Source organism: Streptomyces sp. NPDC051109, assembly GCF_044455885.1.
Lineage (GTDB): Bacteria > Actinomycetota > Actinomycetes > Streptomycetales > Streptomycetaceae > Streptomyces.
Genome location: NZ_JBITFF010000003.1, coordinates 473,738 through 489,141, shown reverse-complemented (window position 1 = coordinate 489,141; position 15,404 = coordinate 473,738). Strand labels below are relative to the sequence as shown.

The window sequence follows — 15,404 nt, the reverse complement described above, 5'->3', positions numbered from 1 at the left end:
CGGTACCTGACACGGCCGGTGCAGATATGAAGGAGTAACACCATGCCGCGTCCCGCAAAGGGTGCCCGTCTGGGCGGTTCCGCCGCGCACGAGAAGCACCTTCTCGCGAACCTCGCGAAGGCGCTCTTCGAGCACGGCCGCATCACCACCACCGAGGCCAAGGCCCGCCGCCTGCGTCCCTACGCCGAGCGTCTGGTCACCAAGGCCAAGAAGGGCGACATCCACAACCGTCGCCTGGTGCTGCAGACGATCACGGACAAGAGCATCGTGCACACGCTGTTCACCGAGATCGCCCCGCGCTACGAGAACCGCCCCGGTGGTTACACGCGCATCACCAAGATCGGCAACCGTCGTGGCGACAACGCCCCGATGGCCGTGATCGAGCTGGTCGAGGCCCTCACGGTCGCCCAGCAGGCCACCGGTGAGGCCGAGGCCGCCACCAAGCGCGCGGTCAAGGAGGCGGAGGCTGTCGAGACCCCCGCCGAGGAGACCAAGGAGGCCTGATCCCGCTTCGGGATCGAGCTTGCTTGATCGGCTCTGAACGGGCCCGCCCCTTCCCGGGGCGGGCCCGTTCTGCATTCGTTCGAAGACGCAGCTGAGAGGATCTGTCACGTGAGTGACGAGGTGGAGCCCGGGCACGTCCGGGTACGGCTGGACCTGTCGTACGACGGGAAGGACTTCTCCGGCTGGGCGAAGCAGCGCGTGCTGCGGACCGTCCAGGGCGAACTGGAGTCGGCCCTGCAGACCGTGATGCGGCTGCCGGACCCCGTCGAGCTCACCGTGGCCGGGCGGACCGACGCCGGCGTGCACGCGCGCGGGCAGGTCGCCCAGTTCGACGTGCGCGACGAGGTGTGGGCCGAGCACCACGACAAGCTGCTGCGCCGCCTCGCGGGCCGGCTGCCGCACGACGTACGGGTGTGGAAGGCGGCCGAGGCCCCCGAGGGCTTCAACGCCCGGTTCTCCGCCGTCTGGCGCCGCTACGCCTACCGCGTCGGCGACCACCAGGGCGGCGTCGACCCGCTGCGCCGCGGGCACGTGCTGTGGCACCAGTGGCCGCTGGACGTGGACGCCATGAACGAGGCCGCCGCCGCGCTGCTGGGCGAGCACGACTTCGCCGCGTACTGCAAGAAGCGCGAGGGCGCCACGACCATCCGCACCCTGCAGCAGCTCAGCTGGGAGCGCGCCGAGGACGGGATCGTCACCGCGACCGTCCGCGCCGACGCCTTCTGCCACAACATGGTCCGCTCGCTGGTCGGCGCCCTGCTGCACGTCGGGGACGGGCACCGGCCGACCGACTGGCCGGGGAAGGTCCTGCGGGCCGCCGTACGGGACTCCTCGGTGCACGTCGTGAAGCCGCACGGGCTCACCCTGGAGGAGGTCGGCTACCCGGCGGACGAGCTGCTGGCCGCCCGCAGCAAGGAGGCGCGCAACATGCGCACCCTCCCGGGCGCCGGCTGCTGCTGACCCGCCGGCGGCCGCCGCCGAACCCGTTTGGGCGGATCGACGCCGGGCCTGGACAATGCCCCGCATGGGACATCTCGAAGCCAGCCACCTGGAGTACTACCTTCCCGACGGGCGGGTCCTGCTCCCCGACGTCTCCTTCCGTGTGGGGGAGGGGTCGGTCGTCGCCCTCGTCGGGGCGAACGGCGCCGGCAAGTCGACCCTGCTGAAGCTGATCTCCGGCGACCTCCAGCCGCACGGCGGCGGGGTCACCGTCAGCGGCGGCCTCGGCGTGATGTCGCAGTTCGTGGGCTCCGTACGGGACGAGACGACCGTACGGGACCTGCTGGTCTCGGTGGCCCAGCCCCGGATCCGGGAGGCCGCGAAGGCCGTCGACCGCGCCGAGCACCTGATCATGACGGTGGACGACGAGTCCGCGCAGATGGCGTACGCGCAGGCGCTCAGCGACTGGGCCGACGTCCAGGGCTACGAGGCGGAGACCTTGTGGGACGTCTGCACCATGGCCGCGCTGGCGGTCCCGTACGACGCCGCGCAGTTCCGCGAGGTGCGCACGCTGTCGGGCGGTGAGCAGAAGCGGCTCGTGCTGGAGGCGCTGCTGCGCGGGCCGGACGAGGTGCTGCTGCTCGACGAGCCGGACAACTACCTGGACGTCCCGGGCAAGCGGTGGCTGGAGGAGCAGCTGAAGGCCACCCGCAAGACGGTGCTCTTCGTGTCCCACGACCGCGAGCTGCTGTCCCGGGCCGCAGAGAAGATCATCAGCCTGGAGCCGAGCCCCACGGGCACGGACGTGTGGGTGCACGGCTCGGGCTTCGACACCTACCACGACGCCCGCAAGGAGCGCTTCGCGCGCTTCGAGGAGCTCAAGCGGCGCTGGGACGAGGAGCACGCCCGCCTGAAGGCGCTGGTCCTGCGGCTGCGCAACCAGGCCGCGAGCAGCCCCGACATGGCCTCGCGCTACCGGGCGATGCAGACGCGCTTCCAGAAGTTCGAGGAGGCGGGCCCGCCGCCGGAGCCGCCGCGCGAGCAGGACATCAAGATGCGTCTGAAGGGCGGCCGGACCGGCGTGCGCGCGCTGACCGTCGAGAACCTTGAGCTCACGGGGCTGATGAAGCCGTTCTCGCTGGAGGTCTTCTACGGGGAGCGGGTCGCGGTGCTCGGCTCGAACGGCTCCGGGAAGTCGCACTTCCTGCGGCTGCTGGCGGGCGAGGACGTCAAGCACACGGGTGGTTTCAGGCTGGGCGCCCGGGTGGTCCCCGGTCACTTCGCGCAGACGCACGCCCACCCCGAGCTGTTCGGCCGCACGCTCGTCGACATCCTGTGGACGGAGGCCGCGAAGCCGCTCGGCCCCGCCATGGCCGTCCTGCGCCGGTACGAGCTGGAGCGCCAGGGGGAGCAGCCGTTCGAGCGGCTGTCCGGGGGCCAGCAGGCGCGCTTCCAGATCCTGCTGCTGGAGCTGGCGGGCACCACGGCGCTGCTGCTGGACGAGCCCACCGACAACCTGGACCTGGAGTCCGCGGAGGCGCTCCAGGACGGTCTGGAGTCGTACGAGGGCACTGTGCTGTGCGTCACGCACGACCGGTGGTTCGCGCGGACATTTGACCGTTTCCTGGTCTTCGGTTCCGACGGTGTTGTACGAGAGACTCAGGAACCCGTTTGGGACGAACGTAGGGTCGAGCGGAAGCGCTAGGGGGTGGCCGCCCCCGGGCGGGTCGATCGGGAGGCGTTGTGCGGCTGCGGCCTGACACCTGGCTCAGGGGATGGGACACCGTAAGGGATCCGGCGTTCGGGCACCGGCTGGTGGTCTGGCTGCTGCGGCCGGCGTCCGGGCCCTGGCGGGCCGTGGCCCTGGCCGTGGTGCTCGGCATCGCGGTCTCCACGAGCCTGCGGGAGAACTGGGGCTCGGACAACGCCTTCGTGGTCAAGGCCGCGCGGACGCTGCTGGACGGCGGCTCCCCGTACGAGGACAAGCGGTTCCTGTACCTGCCGAGCGCCGTGCTGATGGCGGTGCCGGAGGCGCTGCTGCCGCAGCCGGTGCTGCGATGGGTGCTTCCGGTGGGGATGTCGGGGCTGCTGGGCGTGGGCTGGCTGGCCTCGCTGCGGCTGTTCTCGGTGCCGCTGCTCTCGCGGCTGGCGGTCGGCGGTTTCGCGGTGCTGGCCCTGGCCTACAAGCCGTACGTGAACCTCGTGCTGATCGGCAACTGGACGGCCATATCGGCGGCCGCGCTGCCGGTGGCGCTGCTGCTCGCACACCGCAGGGCGTGGGTGGCGGCGGGCCTGGTGGTGGGGCTGGCGATCGCCTGCAAGCCGATGCTGGTGCCGATCGGCCTGCTGTTCCTGCTGGCCCGGCAGTGGCGTGGACTGGCCGCGGCGGTGCTGGTGCCGCTGGGGGTCTCGCTGGCGGGGGCGCTGCTGATGCCGAGCCCGTCGCTGTTCTTCACCAAGACCCTGCCGTTCCTCTTCCAGGGGCAGGACGCCTACGCCCTGCCCTGGGACGCCTCGCCGATCGCGGTGCTGCCGCGGCTGGGGGTACCGCAGCCGGTGGCGGTGGCGGTGGCCTTCGCGGGGGCCGGAGCCGGGTTGTGGGGCGCCTGGCGGCGCTGGCGGCGGCCGGACCCCGCCGAAGGCGCGGGGGGTGACCAGGGGCAGCTGAGGCTGGTGGAGACGGCCTGCATGGTGATGCTCGCCGCATTCCTGGTCTCCCGCCCCTCCTTCGACCACTACCTCCTGGTGGTGCTGCCGCTGCTGCTGGCCTCGGCGGTGCGGCCCGGCTCGATGCCCCGCTCGCCCTGGTTCTGGCTGGCCCTGACACCCCAGGTGGCCCTCATCCCGTGGCCCTCGGAGCTGGCCCACAAGCGGCGCGCCTTCAAGGACTGCGCCACCCTGTGCGGGCTCGCGATTCTGCTGGCGCGTCGTGCACTGCTCTCCGCTCGGGTTACTCTGGGACCCGTAACAACTGCGGGGTCCCCACCCAGGACCGAACCGGAGTGCGCCGCGACGCCAGCAGAATCGGCATCGCGGACCGCGTTTTGACCCGTACGGGTCTGCTTGGGTATCCTGCTGGTTTGTTATGCGTATTGGCTTGCTCATTCTCACGTGAAAGGGCCTTACGCCGGTCCACCGGACCGATGACCAGCGGTTCACACGGGTTGCGTCCCCGATGTGAACGAGGGCTGTCGTGATCGTCCGTGGTGACCCTGTCAGGACCTTCCCGTAGGGCTTGCGCCCGTGGGATACCACCACTGAAGAAGCGAAGGCATACGCGTGCGTACGTTCAGCCCCAAGCCCGGCGACATCTCGCGCCAGTGGCTCGTCATCGACGCCCAGGACGTTGTCCTCGGCCGTCTGGCGACCCAGGCCGCTGCCCTCCTGCGTGGCAAGCACAAGCCGACCTATGCGCCCCACATGGACATGGGCGACTTCGTCGTCATCATCAACGCCGACAAGGTTCACCTGTCCGGCAACAAGGCGTCCCAGAAGATGGCGTACCGCCACTCCGGTTTCCCGGGCGGTCTGCGTTCGGTGCGCTACGACGACCTCCTGGCGAACAACCCGGAGAAGGCCGTCGAGAAGGCCGTCAAGGGCATGCTCCCCAAGAACACCCTGGGCCGTCAGATGCTCTCGAAGCTGAAGGTCTACTCGGGCGACCAGCACCCCCACGCTGCCCAGCAGCCGGTGCCGTTCGAGATCACCCAGGTCGCGCAGTAGTTCCGGCCACCCCCTAAGACGTAGAAAATTCTGAGGAGCATCGTGGCCGAGACCACCGCCGAGACCCCCGTCGAAGAGTTCGAGGGCGTCGAGGAGTACACCACCGAGTCTGAGGTCGTCGTCGAGGGCGACTACACCTCCGAGTCCCTTGCCGGCCGCTTCGGCGACCCGCAGCCGGCCGCCGGCCTGGGCCGTCGCAAGAACGCCATCGCCCGCGTCCGGATCGTCCCGGGCACCGGCAAGTGGAAGATCAACGGTCGCACCCTTGAGGACTACTTCCCCAACAAGGTGCACCAGCAGGAAGTCAACGAGCCGTTCAAGCTCCTTGAGCTCGACGGTCGCTACGACATCATCGCCCGCATCGCGGGTGGCGGCGTCTCCGGTCAGGCCGGCGCCCTGCGCCTCGGCGTGGCCCGCGCCCTGAACGAGGCGGACGTCGACAACAACCGCCCGGCGCTGAAGAAGGCCGGCTTCCTTTCCCGCGACGACCGTGCGGTCGAGCGCAAGAAGGCCGGTCTCAAGAAGGCCCGTAAGGCTCCGCAGTACAGCAAGCGTTAATCTGCGCCTGCTGTTCAGCAACAAACCGCCCCGGCAGCACTCTCTGTGCTGTCGGGGCGGTTCGTTTACCGCCACAAGCGGCAAATACATGTCACAAGCGGTCACAAACGAAGCGTGAACTCGGGAGGACAACAGTGGGACAACTCTTCGGGACGGACGGTGTACGCGGCGTCGCCAACGCGGATCTGACGGCTGAGCTCGCGCTCGGCCTCTCCGTGGCAGCTGCCCACGTACTCGCCGAGGCGGGCACCTTCGCGGGCCACCGGGCGACCGCGGTCGTCGGCCGCGACCCCCGCGCATCCGGCGAATTCCTGGAGGCCGCGGTCGTCGCGGGCCTCGCGAGCGCGGGCGTGGACGTCCTGCGCGTCGGTGTGCTGCCCACCCCGGCGGTGGCGTATCTCACCGGTGCGCTGGGTGCCGACCTCGGCGTGATGCTCTCCGCCAGCCACAACGCGATGCCCGACAACGGCATCAAGTTCTTCGCCCGCGGCGGCCACAAGCTCGCCGACGAGCTGGAGGACCGCATCGAGGCCGTCTACGAGGAGCACCGCACCGGCGCCCCCTGGGACCGGCCCACCGGCGCCGGCGTCGGGCGCGTCTCCGACTACACCGAGGGCTTCGACAAGTACGTCGCCCACCTCATCGGAGTCCTCCCCAACCGCCTCGACGGCCTGAAGATCGTCCTGGACGAGGCGCACGGCGCCGCCGCGTTCGTCTCGCCCGAGGCCTTCACCCGGGCGGGAGCCGAGGTCGTCACCATCGGCGCCGAGCCCGACGGCCTCAACATCAACGACGGCTGCGGCTCCACCCACCTGGAGCTCCTCAAGCAGGCCGTGGTCGAGCACGCCGCCGACCTCGGCATCGCGCACGACGGCGACGCGGACCGCTGCCTCGCGGTCGACGCGACCGGCGCCGAGATCGACGGCGACCAGATCCTCGCGGTGCTGGCCCTGGCCATGCGGGAGGCCGGCCAGCTGCGCGGCAACACCGTCGTCGGCACCGTGATGTCCAACCTCGGCTTCAAGCTGGCCATGGAGGGCGAGGGCATCGCGGTCGTGCAGACCGGCGTCGGCGACCGGTACGTGCTGGAGTCGATGAAGCAGCACGGCTACGCGCTCGGCGGCGAGCAGTCCGGACACGTGATCATCCTCGACCACGCCACGACCGGCGACGGCACGCTGACCGGCCTGCTGCTGGCTGCGCGCGTCGCGGCCACGGGCCGCTCGCTCGCCGAGCTCGCGGGTGTCATGCATCGGCTGCCGCAGGTGCTGATCAACGTCCCCGACGTGGACAGGTCCCGGGTCGCGACCTCCGGGGAGCTGGCCGCGGCCGTCGTCGACGCCGAGCGCGAGCTGGGCTCCACCGGTCGGGTGCTGCTCCGTCCGTCCGGCACCGAGCCGCTCGTACGGGTGATGGTCGAGGCCGCCGACATCGAGCAGGCCCGCGCGGTCGCCGGGCGGCTGGCGGACGCCGTGAAGTCGGCGCTCGGCTAGTAGGCGGCCCGGACCGGTCCGAGGTCCCCTGTCGCGTCGGCCCCGCCCCCCGGTGATCCCGGAGGGCGGGGCCGACGGCGTTCGCGGCGGGACCCGCTCAGGTCGTGGGCCGGCGGGTCCACCGGCCGCGCTGGGTCCGCCACAGTGCCTTCTGGGCGTACAGGGTCAGGACGCCGGCCAGCATGATCCCGCCGAGGTTGAGCAGCAGTTGCTCGGCGGAGCCCCACATCTGGGCGAACTCCCCGTAGCTGAGCGCCACGGCGGCGTTCGCGCCCGCCGGGACGGTGGTCACCGAGATCGCGACGCCCACCAGCGCCCCGGACTTCGCCGAGGTCAGGGACAGCACCCCCGCGATCCCCGCGAGCAGCGACACCACGAAGGAGAACGAGTCCGGCTGCCAGATGAAGCCGGTGTTCGGGCGGGGCCGGTCCAGCATCCCCGCGTGGAACTGGCCGATGGCGTCCATTCCCAGGCTGAAGACGGTGGTGGCGGCGATCGCCACGGCGAAACCGATCAGCAGTGCGGTGAGGGACCGCAGCGCGAACCGCGGCCGGCGCTGCACCACGCCGGTGCAGACCCCGGCGAGCGGACCGAACTCCGGGCCGACCGCCATCGCGCCCACGATCAGGATGGCGTTGTCGAGGACCACGCCGCAGGCCGCGATCATCGTGGCGAGGACCATGAACGCGACGTACGTGATGGTGAGCGTGGACTCCTCGTGCGTGGCCTCGGCCAGCTGCTCCCACAGCACCGCGTCGGCGCCCTCGCCCGGGGCCTCCTCCTCGGCCGCGTCGGCCCGCCGGGACAGCGACAGGTCGATGTTCTCGACGGCGATCGAGCCGTCCTTCTCGACGCCCAGCTCCCGGAGCTCGTGCAGCAGCTCGTCCCCCGCCTCCCGGGCGACGTCGCACAGCACGAGGTCGCCGCGCGGATCGCGGGCGGCGCCCGGCAGTACGACCAGGTGGGTGGTGCCGACCGTCGACTCGATGACCGAGACCACGGCGTCGGTCCGGTCGGCGGGTGTGATCATCCGAAGGTGCAGCATGGCCGCACCCTAGTCGCCGGCGGGGTCAGAGCTTGCGGAGGCTGAGTTTCTGGACCTTGTGGTCCGGGCCCTTGCGCACGACGAGCGTCGCGCGGCCGCGGGTGGGGGCGACGTTCTCCAGGAGGTTCGGCTTGTTGATCGTGCGCCACATGGTCTGCGCGTACTCCATCGCCTCCTCCTCGGAGACCTGGGTGTACTTGCGGAAGTAGGAGAAAGGATTCTGGAACGCGGTCTCGCGCAGCTTCCGGAACCGGTTGAGGTACCAGCGCTCGATGTCCTCGGGCCGGGCGTCCACGTACACGCTGAAGTCGAAGTAGTCGGCGAGCGCGACGCGCGTACGGCCGTCCTTGCCGGGCAGCGCCGGCTGCAGGACGTTGAGCCCCTCGACGATCAGGATGTCGGGGCGGCGTACCACGAGCTTCTCGCCGGGGACGATGTCGTAGATCAGGTGCGAGTAGACCGGGGCGCTGACCTCGTCCTTGCCCGCCTTGATGTCCGCGACGAAGCGGGTGAGCGCGCGGCGGTCGTACGACTCCGGGAAGCCCTTGCGGGAGGTCAGTCCGCGCCGCTGGAGCTCCTTCATGGGGTAGAGGAAGCCGTCGGTGGTGACCAGCTCGACGCGGGGGTGCTCCGGCCAGCGGGCGAGCAGGGCCTGGAGGAGGCGGGCCACGGTGGACTTGCCGACGGCGACGGACCCGGCGACCCCTATGACGAAGGGGGTGCCCTGCTGCGCGCCGTGGCCGTTGCCGGCGTCGCCGAGGAAGGTGTTGAGGGTGCCGCGGAGGTTGCTCGTGGCGCCGACGTAGAGGTTGAGGAGGCGGGACAGCGGCAGGTAGACGTCCCGGACCTCGTCGAGGTCGATGACGTCGCCGAGACCGCGCAGCCGCTCGACCTCCTCGGCGGTGAGGGGGAGCGGGGTCCGCTCGCGCAGCGCGCTCCACTCGTCGCGGGTGAGGTCGACGTACGGGGAGACCTCGGCCCGGCGGTGGGGTCGCTCGGGGCGGTCGGGGCGCTCCATCGCGCTCTCCGGCGGCGTGCTTCGTGGCGGCGAAGTGATCACAGGGCCATTGTCGTGGCTCGGGGGCCGTTGTGGGTGGTGGGGTCGGTCACGTGGCGGGGCCGGTCAGGTGGCGGGACCGGGCGCGTGGCGCGGCGGAGGGTATCGTCCCGGTCACGATTGGCGGCGTGCGGCGGGAAAGGCGCAGGCCTTGATCGGATCGCCCCGTAGATTTGCCCGGGCGTTGCGGTCTTTTTGCAGGCCGCCGCCTTTTTCATTGTTGTGTTCTCTGGGGGAGATCCGTGCGTACCACCCTTGTCCGTCGTACCGTCCTGACCGCTTCCGCGGTGTCCCTGGTCCTGCTGTCCACCGCCTGCGGTTCCGACAAGGCGGACGACAAGAAGGCGGACGCCAAGCCGTCCGCCGCCGCTTCGTCCGCCGCCGCGGCCCCGGCCGCGAAGGGGAAGACGGACGCGGAGCTGGCCGCCCTCCTCGTGGCCGACGCCGATCTGCCGGGCCACCAGTTCGAGCCGGCCACGCCGGCCGAGGCCGCGGCCGGCGCCACGGCCACCAGTGACAAGCCCGCGTGCCTGCCGCTGGTCAAGGCGCAGTCCATGGCCGCGCCCGCCGAGAAGTCCACGGGGGTCGCGCGGACCAGGGTCGTCGCCACGCCGAAGCCGGCCGCCGAAGGCGCCAGCCCCGAGGAGAAGCTGAAGGCCGCGATGGACGCGCTCGGCTCGAACGCGACCGCCGTCACCCTGAGCTCGTACGAGGGCAAGGCCGCCGATGAGGCCTTCGCGGCCCTGAAGGCCGCGGGCACGGCGTGCGCGGGCGGCTACTCGGTGACCCAGGGCGGCGAGTCCGGCAAGGTCTCCAAGGTCGGCGACGGCACCCCCGTCACCGCGGGCGACGGCGCGCTCGCCTACACGGTGGAGGGCGACGCGGACGGCGAGAAGTTCACGACGCAGCTGGTGGTCGTGCGCAAGGGCAACACCCTGGCGACCTTCTCCACGATCAGCCTCACCGGCAAGGCCGAGCAGCCGAAGGCCGTCGTCGACGCCCAGGTGAAGAAGCTCGGCTGACCGTTCGAAACATGCGTCAATCCCGCTCCGGCGTATTCGCCGGGGCGGGTTTTTCGTCTTGTTCAGGTACGGGGCAGGCGGCTCGCTTCCGCGTACGCTGCGCCGTATGTGCGGAATTGTGGGTTACGTGGGAGCGCAGTCGGCGCTCGATGTGGTCATCGCCGGACTCAAGCGGCTGGAGTACCGCGGCTACGACTCGGCGGGCGTCGCCGTGCTCGCGGACGGGGGGCTGGTCGCCGCCAAGAAGGCCGGAAAACTGGTCAATCTGGAGAAGGAGCTGGTCGGGCACCCGCTGCCGGCCGGTTCCACGGGACTCGGGCACACCCGCTGGGCCACCCACGGCGGGCCCACCGACGCCAACGCCCACCCGCACCTCGACAATGCGGGCCGGGTGGCCGTCGTGCACAACGGCATCATCGAGAACTTCGCCGCCCTGCGCGCCGAACTGGCCGAGCGCGGGCACCGGCTGGAGTCCGAGACGGACACCGAAGTGGTCGCCCACCTGCTGGCCGAGCGCTTCGAGGCCTGTGGGGACCTCGCGGAGGCCATGCGGCAGGTGTGCCGGCGGCTGGAGGGCGCGTTCACGCTGGTCGCGGTGCACGCGGACGCCCCGGACGTGGTGGTCGGGGCCCGCCGGAACTCCCCCCTGGTGGTGGGCGTCGGCGAAGGTGAGAACTTCCTCGCCTCGGACGTGGCCGCGTTCATCGCCCACACCCGGTCCGCCATCGAGCTGGGGCAGGACCAGGTCGTCGAGCTCCGCCGCGACGGGGTCACGGTGACCGACTTCGCCGGTGCGCCCGCGTCCGTCCGGGCGTACCACGTGGACTGGGACGCCTCGGCGGCCGAGAAGGGGGGCTACGACTACTTCATGCTCAAGGAGATCGCCGAGCAGCCGAAGGCCGTCGCCGACACCCTCCTCGGCAGGATCGACGCGAGCGGCTCGCTGAGCCTGGACGAGGTGCGCATCCCCGTCTCGGTGCTCAGGGAGGTCGACAAGGTCGTGATCGTGGCGTGCGGTACGGCGTACCACGCGGGCATGATCGCGAAGCTGGCCATCGAGCACTGGACCCGCATCCCGTGCGAGACGGAGCTGGCGAGCGAGTTCCGCTACCGCGACCCGATCCTGGACCAGCGGACGCTGGTGGTCGCGATCTCGCAGAGCGGCGAGACCATGGACACCCTGATGGCGCTGCGGCACGCGCGCGAGCAGGGGGCCAAGGTGCTGGCCATCTGCAATACGAACGGGTCGACCATCCCGCGCGAATCGGATGCGGTGCTGTACACGCACGCCGGTCCGGAGGTGGCCGTCGCCTCGACCAAGGCGTTCCTGACGCAGCTGGTGGCCTGCTACCTGGTCGCGCTGTACCTCGGGCAGGTGCGGGGTACGAAGTGGGGCGACGAGATCGAGACGGTGATCCGCGAGCTGTCCGACATCGCCGCGGCCGTGGACACCGTACTGGAGACCATGGAGCCGGTCCGGGAGCTGGCGCGCTCGCTGGCGGACAAGGACACCGTGCTGTTCCTCGGCCGGCACGTCGGGTACCCGGTGGCGCTGGAGGGCGCGCTCAAGCTCAAGGAGCTGGCGTACATGCACGCCGAGGGCTTCGCGGCGGGCGAGCTCAAGCACGGACCGATCGCGCTGATCGAGAAGGACCTGCCGGTGGTGGTGGTCGTGCCCTCGCCGCGCGGGCGCTCCGTACTGCACGACAAGATCGTGTCGAACATCCAGGAGATCCGGGCGCGCGGGGCGCGGACCATCGTGATCGCGGAGGAGGGCGATCACGCGGTCATCCCGTACGCCGACCACCTGATCCGGATCCCGGCGACGCCGACGCTGCTGCAGCCCCTGGTGGCGACGGTGCCGCTGCAGGTCTTCGCCTGCGAACTGGCGACGGCGCGGGGCAACGAGGTGGACCAGCCGCGTAACCTCGCAAAGTCTGTAACGGTGGAGTGAGCGAAGCGAGTTGGCGTTGTGATTATCGGAGTGGGAATCGACGTTGCCGAGATCGAGCGGTTCGGTGAGTCGCTGGCGCGCACGCCGCAACTGGCGCAGCGGCTGTTCGTCGACTCCGAGTTGACGCTGCCGAGTGGCGAGCGGCGCGGGATCGCCTCGCTCGCCGCCCGGTTCGCGGCCAAGGAGGCCCTCGCCAAGGCGCTCGGCGCGCCCGGCGGAATGCTGTGGACCGACGCCGAGGTGTACGTCGAGGAGACCGGGCAGCCGCGGGTGCGGGTGTCGGGGACGGTCGAGGCCAGGGCGGTGGCGCTGGGCGTGAAGTCCTGGCACATCTCCCTGAGCCACGACGCGGGCATCGCGTCGGCCGTGGTGATCGCCGAGGGCTGAGCCTCCTTTTCGGGCAGGCTGGTGCCATGCGTACTGCTTACAGCGTGGAGACCGTACGGGCCGCCGAGCGCGAGCTGATGGCCCGGCTGCCGGAGGGCGCCCTCATGCAGCGCGCGGCGGCCGGGCTGGCCGCCGTCTGCGCCGGACTGCTGCGCCGGGTGTACGGGGCGCGCGTCGTACTGCTCGTCGGGCCCGGGGACAACGGCGGCGACGCGCTGTACGCGGGCGCCCGCCTGGCCCGGCGCGGCGCCGGGGTGACGGCCGTCCCGATGGACCCGCAGCGGGTCCACGCGGGCGGGCTGCGGGCGCTGCTGGCCGCCGGCGGCAGGGTCGCGCAGGCCGTTCCCGGCAAGGCCGACCTCGTACTGGACGGGCTCGTCGGCATCGGCGGCAGCGGCGGGCTGCGGCCGGCCGCGGCGGAGCTGGCGGAGCGGATCCCGGCCGGTGCCGTCGTCGTCGCGGTGGACCTGCCCAGCGGGGTCGACGCGGACACCGGCGAGGTGGCCGGAGCGGCCGTCCACGCCGATGTCACGGTGACCTTCGGGGCGTACAAGCCCGGCCTGCTCATCGACCCGGGGGCTTCGCGCACGGGCGCGCTGCGCCTGGTGGACATCGGGCTGTCGCTGCCGGAACCGGACGCCGAGGCCCTGCAGCACGCCGACGTGGCGGCGCTGCTGCCGACCCCGGCGGCGTCGAGCGACAAGTACCGGCGGGGCGTGGTCGGCATCGTCGCCGGGTCGGTGCAGTACCCGGGCGCGGCGGTGCTCGCCGTCGCGGGGGCGCTGCGCGGCGGCGCGGGCGCCGTGCGGTACGTCGGCCCGGCGGCGGACGCCGTGCTGGCGCGGTACCCCGAGACGCTGATCGGGCGGGGCCGGGTGCAGGCGTGGGTGGTCGGGCCGGGGCTGGGCGAGGGCCGGGCGGGGGAGGTCGCCGAAGCCCTGGCCGAACCGGTGCCGGTACTGGTGGACGCGGACGGGCTGCGCGGGCTGGACCCGGCGGTGCTGCGGGCCCGGCCGGCCGAGACCCTGCTGACCCCGCACGCGGGGGAGGCGGCGGCGCTGCTCGGGGTGGACCGCGGGACGGTGGAGTCGGGCCGGCTGTCGTCCGTACGGTCGCTGGCCGCGCGGTACGGGGCCACGGCCCTGCTGAAGGGGTCGACGACGCTGGTGTCGCCCGCCGGGGGCGGCCCTGTCCGGGTCAACCCGACGGGAACCCCGTGGCTGGCGACCGCGGGCAGCGGCGACGTCCTGTCGGGCCTGGCGGGATCCCTGCTGGCCTCGGGGCTGGCGGCGCCGGACGCCGCGTCGGTGGCGGCCTACGTGCACGGCCTGGCGGGCCGCCGGGCCGCCACCGGAGCCCCGCTCCTCGCCCAGCAGATCGCGGAGTCCCTCCCGGACGCCTGGCGCGCCATCCGCGGCTAGGGCGTGCCTCGCCGATCATGCCGGGCTCGCGGCGGCTCCGGGCTCGTCCCACCACCGCTGATGTGTCATCAGGGGTGAAAATCATCCAATATGTCGCCGCGGGAACGGCGGTCGCGCAGGCCACGGCCCCGCTCTGAGAGACTGGGGGCGATGAACGAGACACCGACGCGCGTGTACGCCGAGATCGATCTTGACGCCGTACGGGCGAACGTACGCGCCCTGCGCGCGCGGGCACCCCGGGCCGAGTTGATGGCCGTCGTCAAGGCGGACGCCTATGGCCACGGCGCGGTCCCCTGCGCCCGCGCGGCCCAGGACGCCGGTGCCGCCTGGCTCGGAACCGCGACTCCCGAGGAGGCGCTCGCCCTGCGCGCCGCCGGGATCGCCGGACCGATCCTGTGCTGGCTGTGGACCCCCGGCGGGCCCTGGCAGGCGGCCGTCGAGGCCGACGTGGACATCTCCGTCAGCGGGATGTGGGCCCTCGACGAGGTGCGCAAGGCCGCGCTCGCCGCCGGCCGCACGGCCAGGATCCAGCTCAAGGCCGACACCGGCCTGGGCCGCAACGGCTGCCAGCCCGCCGACTGGACGGAGCTCGTCGGCGCGGCCCTCGCCGCCCAGGCCGAGGGCACCGTCAAGATCACCGGCATCTGGTCGCACTTCGCCTGCGCCGACGAGCCCGGCCACCCCTCCATCGCGCTCCAGCTGGCCTCCTTCCGCGACATGCTGGCGTACGCCGAGAAGGAGGGCGTGGACCCCGAGGTCCGGCACATCGCCAACTCGCCCGCGACCCTGACCCTGCCCGAGAGCCATTTCGACCTCGTCCGCTGCGGCCTCGCCGTCTACGGGGTCTCCCCGGCCCCCGAGCTCGGCACCGCCGAGGAGCTGGGCCTGCGGCCCGCGATGAGGCTCAAGGCCTCCGTCGCGCTGGTCAAGACCGTGCCCGCCGGCCACGGGGTGAGCTACGGGCACCACTACGTCACCGAGGCCGAGACGAACCTCGCCCTCATCCCCGCCGGGTACGCCGACGGCATCCCCCGGCACGCCTCCGGCAGCGGGCCCGTCTCCGTCGGCGGCAAGGTCCGCCGCGTCGCCGGCCGCGTCGCCATGGACCAGTTCGTCGTCGACCTGGGCGGTGACCTGGTACGCGCCGGGGACGAGGCCGTCCTCTTCGGCAGCGGCGAGCACGGCGAGCCCACCGCCGAGGACTGGGCTCAAGCGGCACACACGATCGCCTATGAGATCGTCACCCGTATCGGGGTGCGCGTTCCCCGGGTGTACCTGGGCGGCTGAGGGCTGAGTGAGGA

14 protein-coding genes are annotated in these 15,404 nt (G+C 71.9%); 12 read left to right on the top strand and 2 right to left on the bottom strand.

The genetic code is table 11. The features are described 5' to 3' along the window. The first annotated feature begins 42 nt into the window (after positions 1-42). From rplQ to glmM, 7 genes are all read left to right on the top strand, one after another. Entirely contained in the window at positions 43-504 is a 462-nt protein-coding gene (rplQ, locus tag ACIBAD_RS08025) for a 50S ribosomal protein L17 (protein WP_030154710.1), read from the top strand. A gap of 108 nt (positions 505-612) precedes the next feature. Further along, positions 613-1,464, top strand: coding sequence for a tRNA pseudouridine(38-40) synthase TruA (gene truA, locus ACIBAD_RS08020; RefSeq protein ID WP_134072017.1), 852 nt, complete (start codon positions 613-615; stop codon positions 1,462-1,464). Between the two features lie 64 nt (positions 1,465-1,528). Beyond that, on the top strand, positions 1,529-3,148 hold the full coding sequence (locus ACIBAD_RS08015; RefSeq protein WP_398905282.1) for an ABC-F family ATP-binding cassette domain-containing protein: 1,620 nt from the start codon (positions 1,529-1,531) through the stop codon (positions 3,146-3,148). A gap of 38 nt (positions 3,149-3,186) precedes the next feature. Beyond that, positions 3,187-4,491 (top strand): glycosyltransferase family 87 protein, encoded by a 1,305-nt coding sequence (locus ACIBAD_RS08010; protein ID WP_398905280.1) that lies wholly within the window; start codon positions 3,187-3,189, stop codon positions 4,489-4,491. Positions 4,492-4,722: 231 nt separating this feature from the next. After that, on the top strand, positions 4,723-5,166 hold the full coding sequence (gene rplM, locus ACIBAD_RS08005; RefSeq protein WP_030154717.1) for a 50S ribosomal protein L13: 444 nt from the start codon (positions 4,723-4,725) through the stop codon (positions 5,164-5,166). Between the two features lie 42 nt (positions 5,167-5,208). After that, positions 5,209-5,724: a 30S ribosomal protein S9 gene (gene rpsI, locus ACIBAD_RS08000; RefSeq protein WP_030154718.1), complete on the top strand. Its 516-nt coding sequence runs from the start codon at positions 5,209-5,211 to the stop codon at positions 5,722-5,724. A 134-nt stretch (positions 5,725-5,858) separates the two neighbouring features. Further along, positions 5,859-7,217 carry a phosphoglucosamine mutase gene (gene glmM / locus ACIBAD_RS07995; RefSeq protein ID WP_398905277.1) on the top strand — a complete coding sequence of 453 codons (1,359 nt, stop codon included), beginning with the start codon at positions 5,859-5,861 and terminating at the stop codon, positions 7,215-7,217. Positions 7,218-7,314: 97 nt separating this feature from the next. Here the strand turns inward: glmM and ACIBAD_RS07990 are convergent, their stop codons facing one another. Together ACIBAD_RS07990 and coaA are read right to left on the bottom strand one after the other, a co-directional pair. Then, positions 7,315-8,262, bottom strand: coding sequence for a DUF389 domain-containing protein (locus ACIBAD_RS07990; RefSeq protein ID WP_398905275.1), 948 nt, complete (start codon positions 8,260-8,262; stop codon positions 7,315-7,317). A 25-nt stretch (positions 8,263-8,287) separates the two neighbouring features. After that, positions 8,288-9,280: a type I pantothenate kinase gene (coaA, locus tag ACIBAD_RS07985; RefSeq protein WP_053687978.1), complete on the bottom strand. Its 993-nt coding sequence runs from the start codon at positions 9,278-9,280 to the stop codon at positions 8,288-8,290. 281 nt (positions 9,281-9,561) lie between these two features. Here coaA and ACIBAD_RS07980 point away from each other — a divergent pair, with 281 nt between their 5' ends. The 5 genes from ACIBAD_RS07980 (at position 9,562) to alr (ending at position 15,390) form a co-directional block, all read left to right on the top strand. Then, positions 9,562-10,341, top strand: coding sequence for a hypothetical protein (locus ACIBAD_RS07980; protein ID WP_398905273.1), 780 nt, complete (start codon positions 9,562-9,564; stop codon positions 10,339-10,341). Between the two features lie 106 nt (positions 10,342-10,447). Beyond that, complete coding sequence (gene glmS / locus ACIBAD_RS07975) at positions 10,448-12,295, top strand: glutamine--fructose-6-phosphate transaminase (isomerizing) (protein ID WP_398905271.1); 1,848 nt, start codon at positions 10,448-10,450, stop codon at positions 12,293-12,295. Positions 12,296-12,313: 18 nt separating this feature from the next. After that, positions 12,314-12,682 carry a holo-ACP synthase gene (locus tag ACIBAD_RS07970; RefSeq protein ID WP_053687981.1) on the top strand — a complete coding sequence of 123 codons (369 nt, stop codon included), beginning with the start codon at positions 12,314-12,316 and terminating at the stop codon, positions 12,680-12,682. A gap of 26 nt (positions 12,683-12,708) precedes the next feature. Further along, on the top strand, positions 12,709-14,103 hold the full coding sequence (locus ACIBAD_RS07965) for an NAD(P)H-hydrate dehydratase (protein WP_398905269.1): 1,395 nt from the start codon (positions 12,709-12,711) through the stop codon (positions 14,101-14,103). A 150-nt stretch (positions 14,104-14,253) separates the two neighbouring features. Beyond that, positions 14,254-15,390, top strand: a complete 1,137-nt coding sequence (alr, locus tag ACIBAD_RS07960; RefSeq protein ID WP_134072007.1) for an alanine racemase — start codon at positions 14,254-14,256, stop codon at positions 15,388-15,390. The last annotated feature ends 14 nt before the right edge of the window (positions 15,391-15,404 follow it).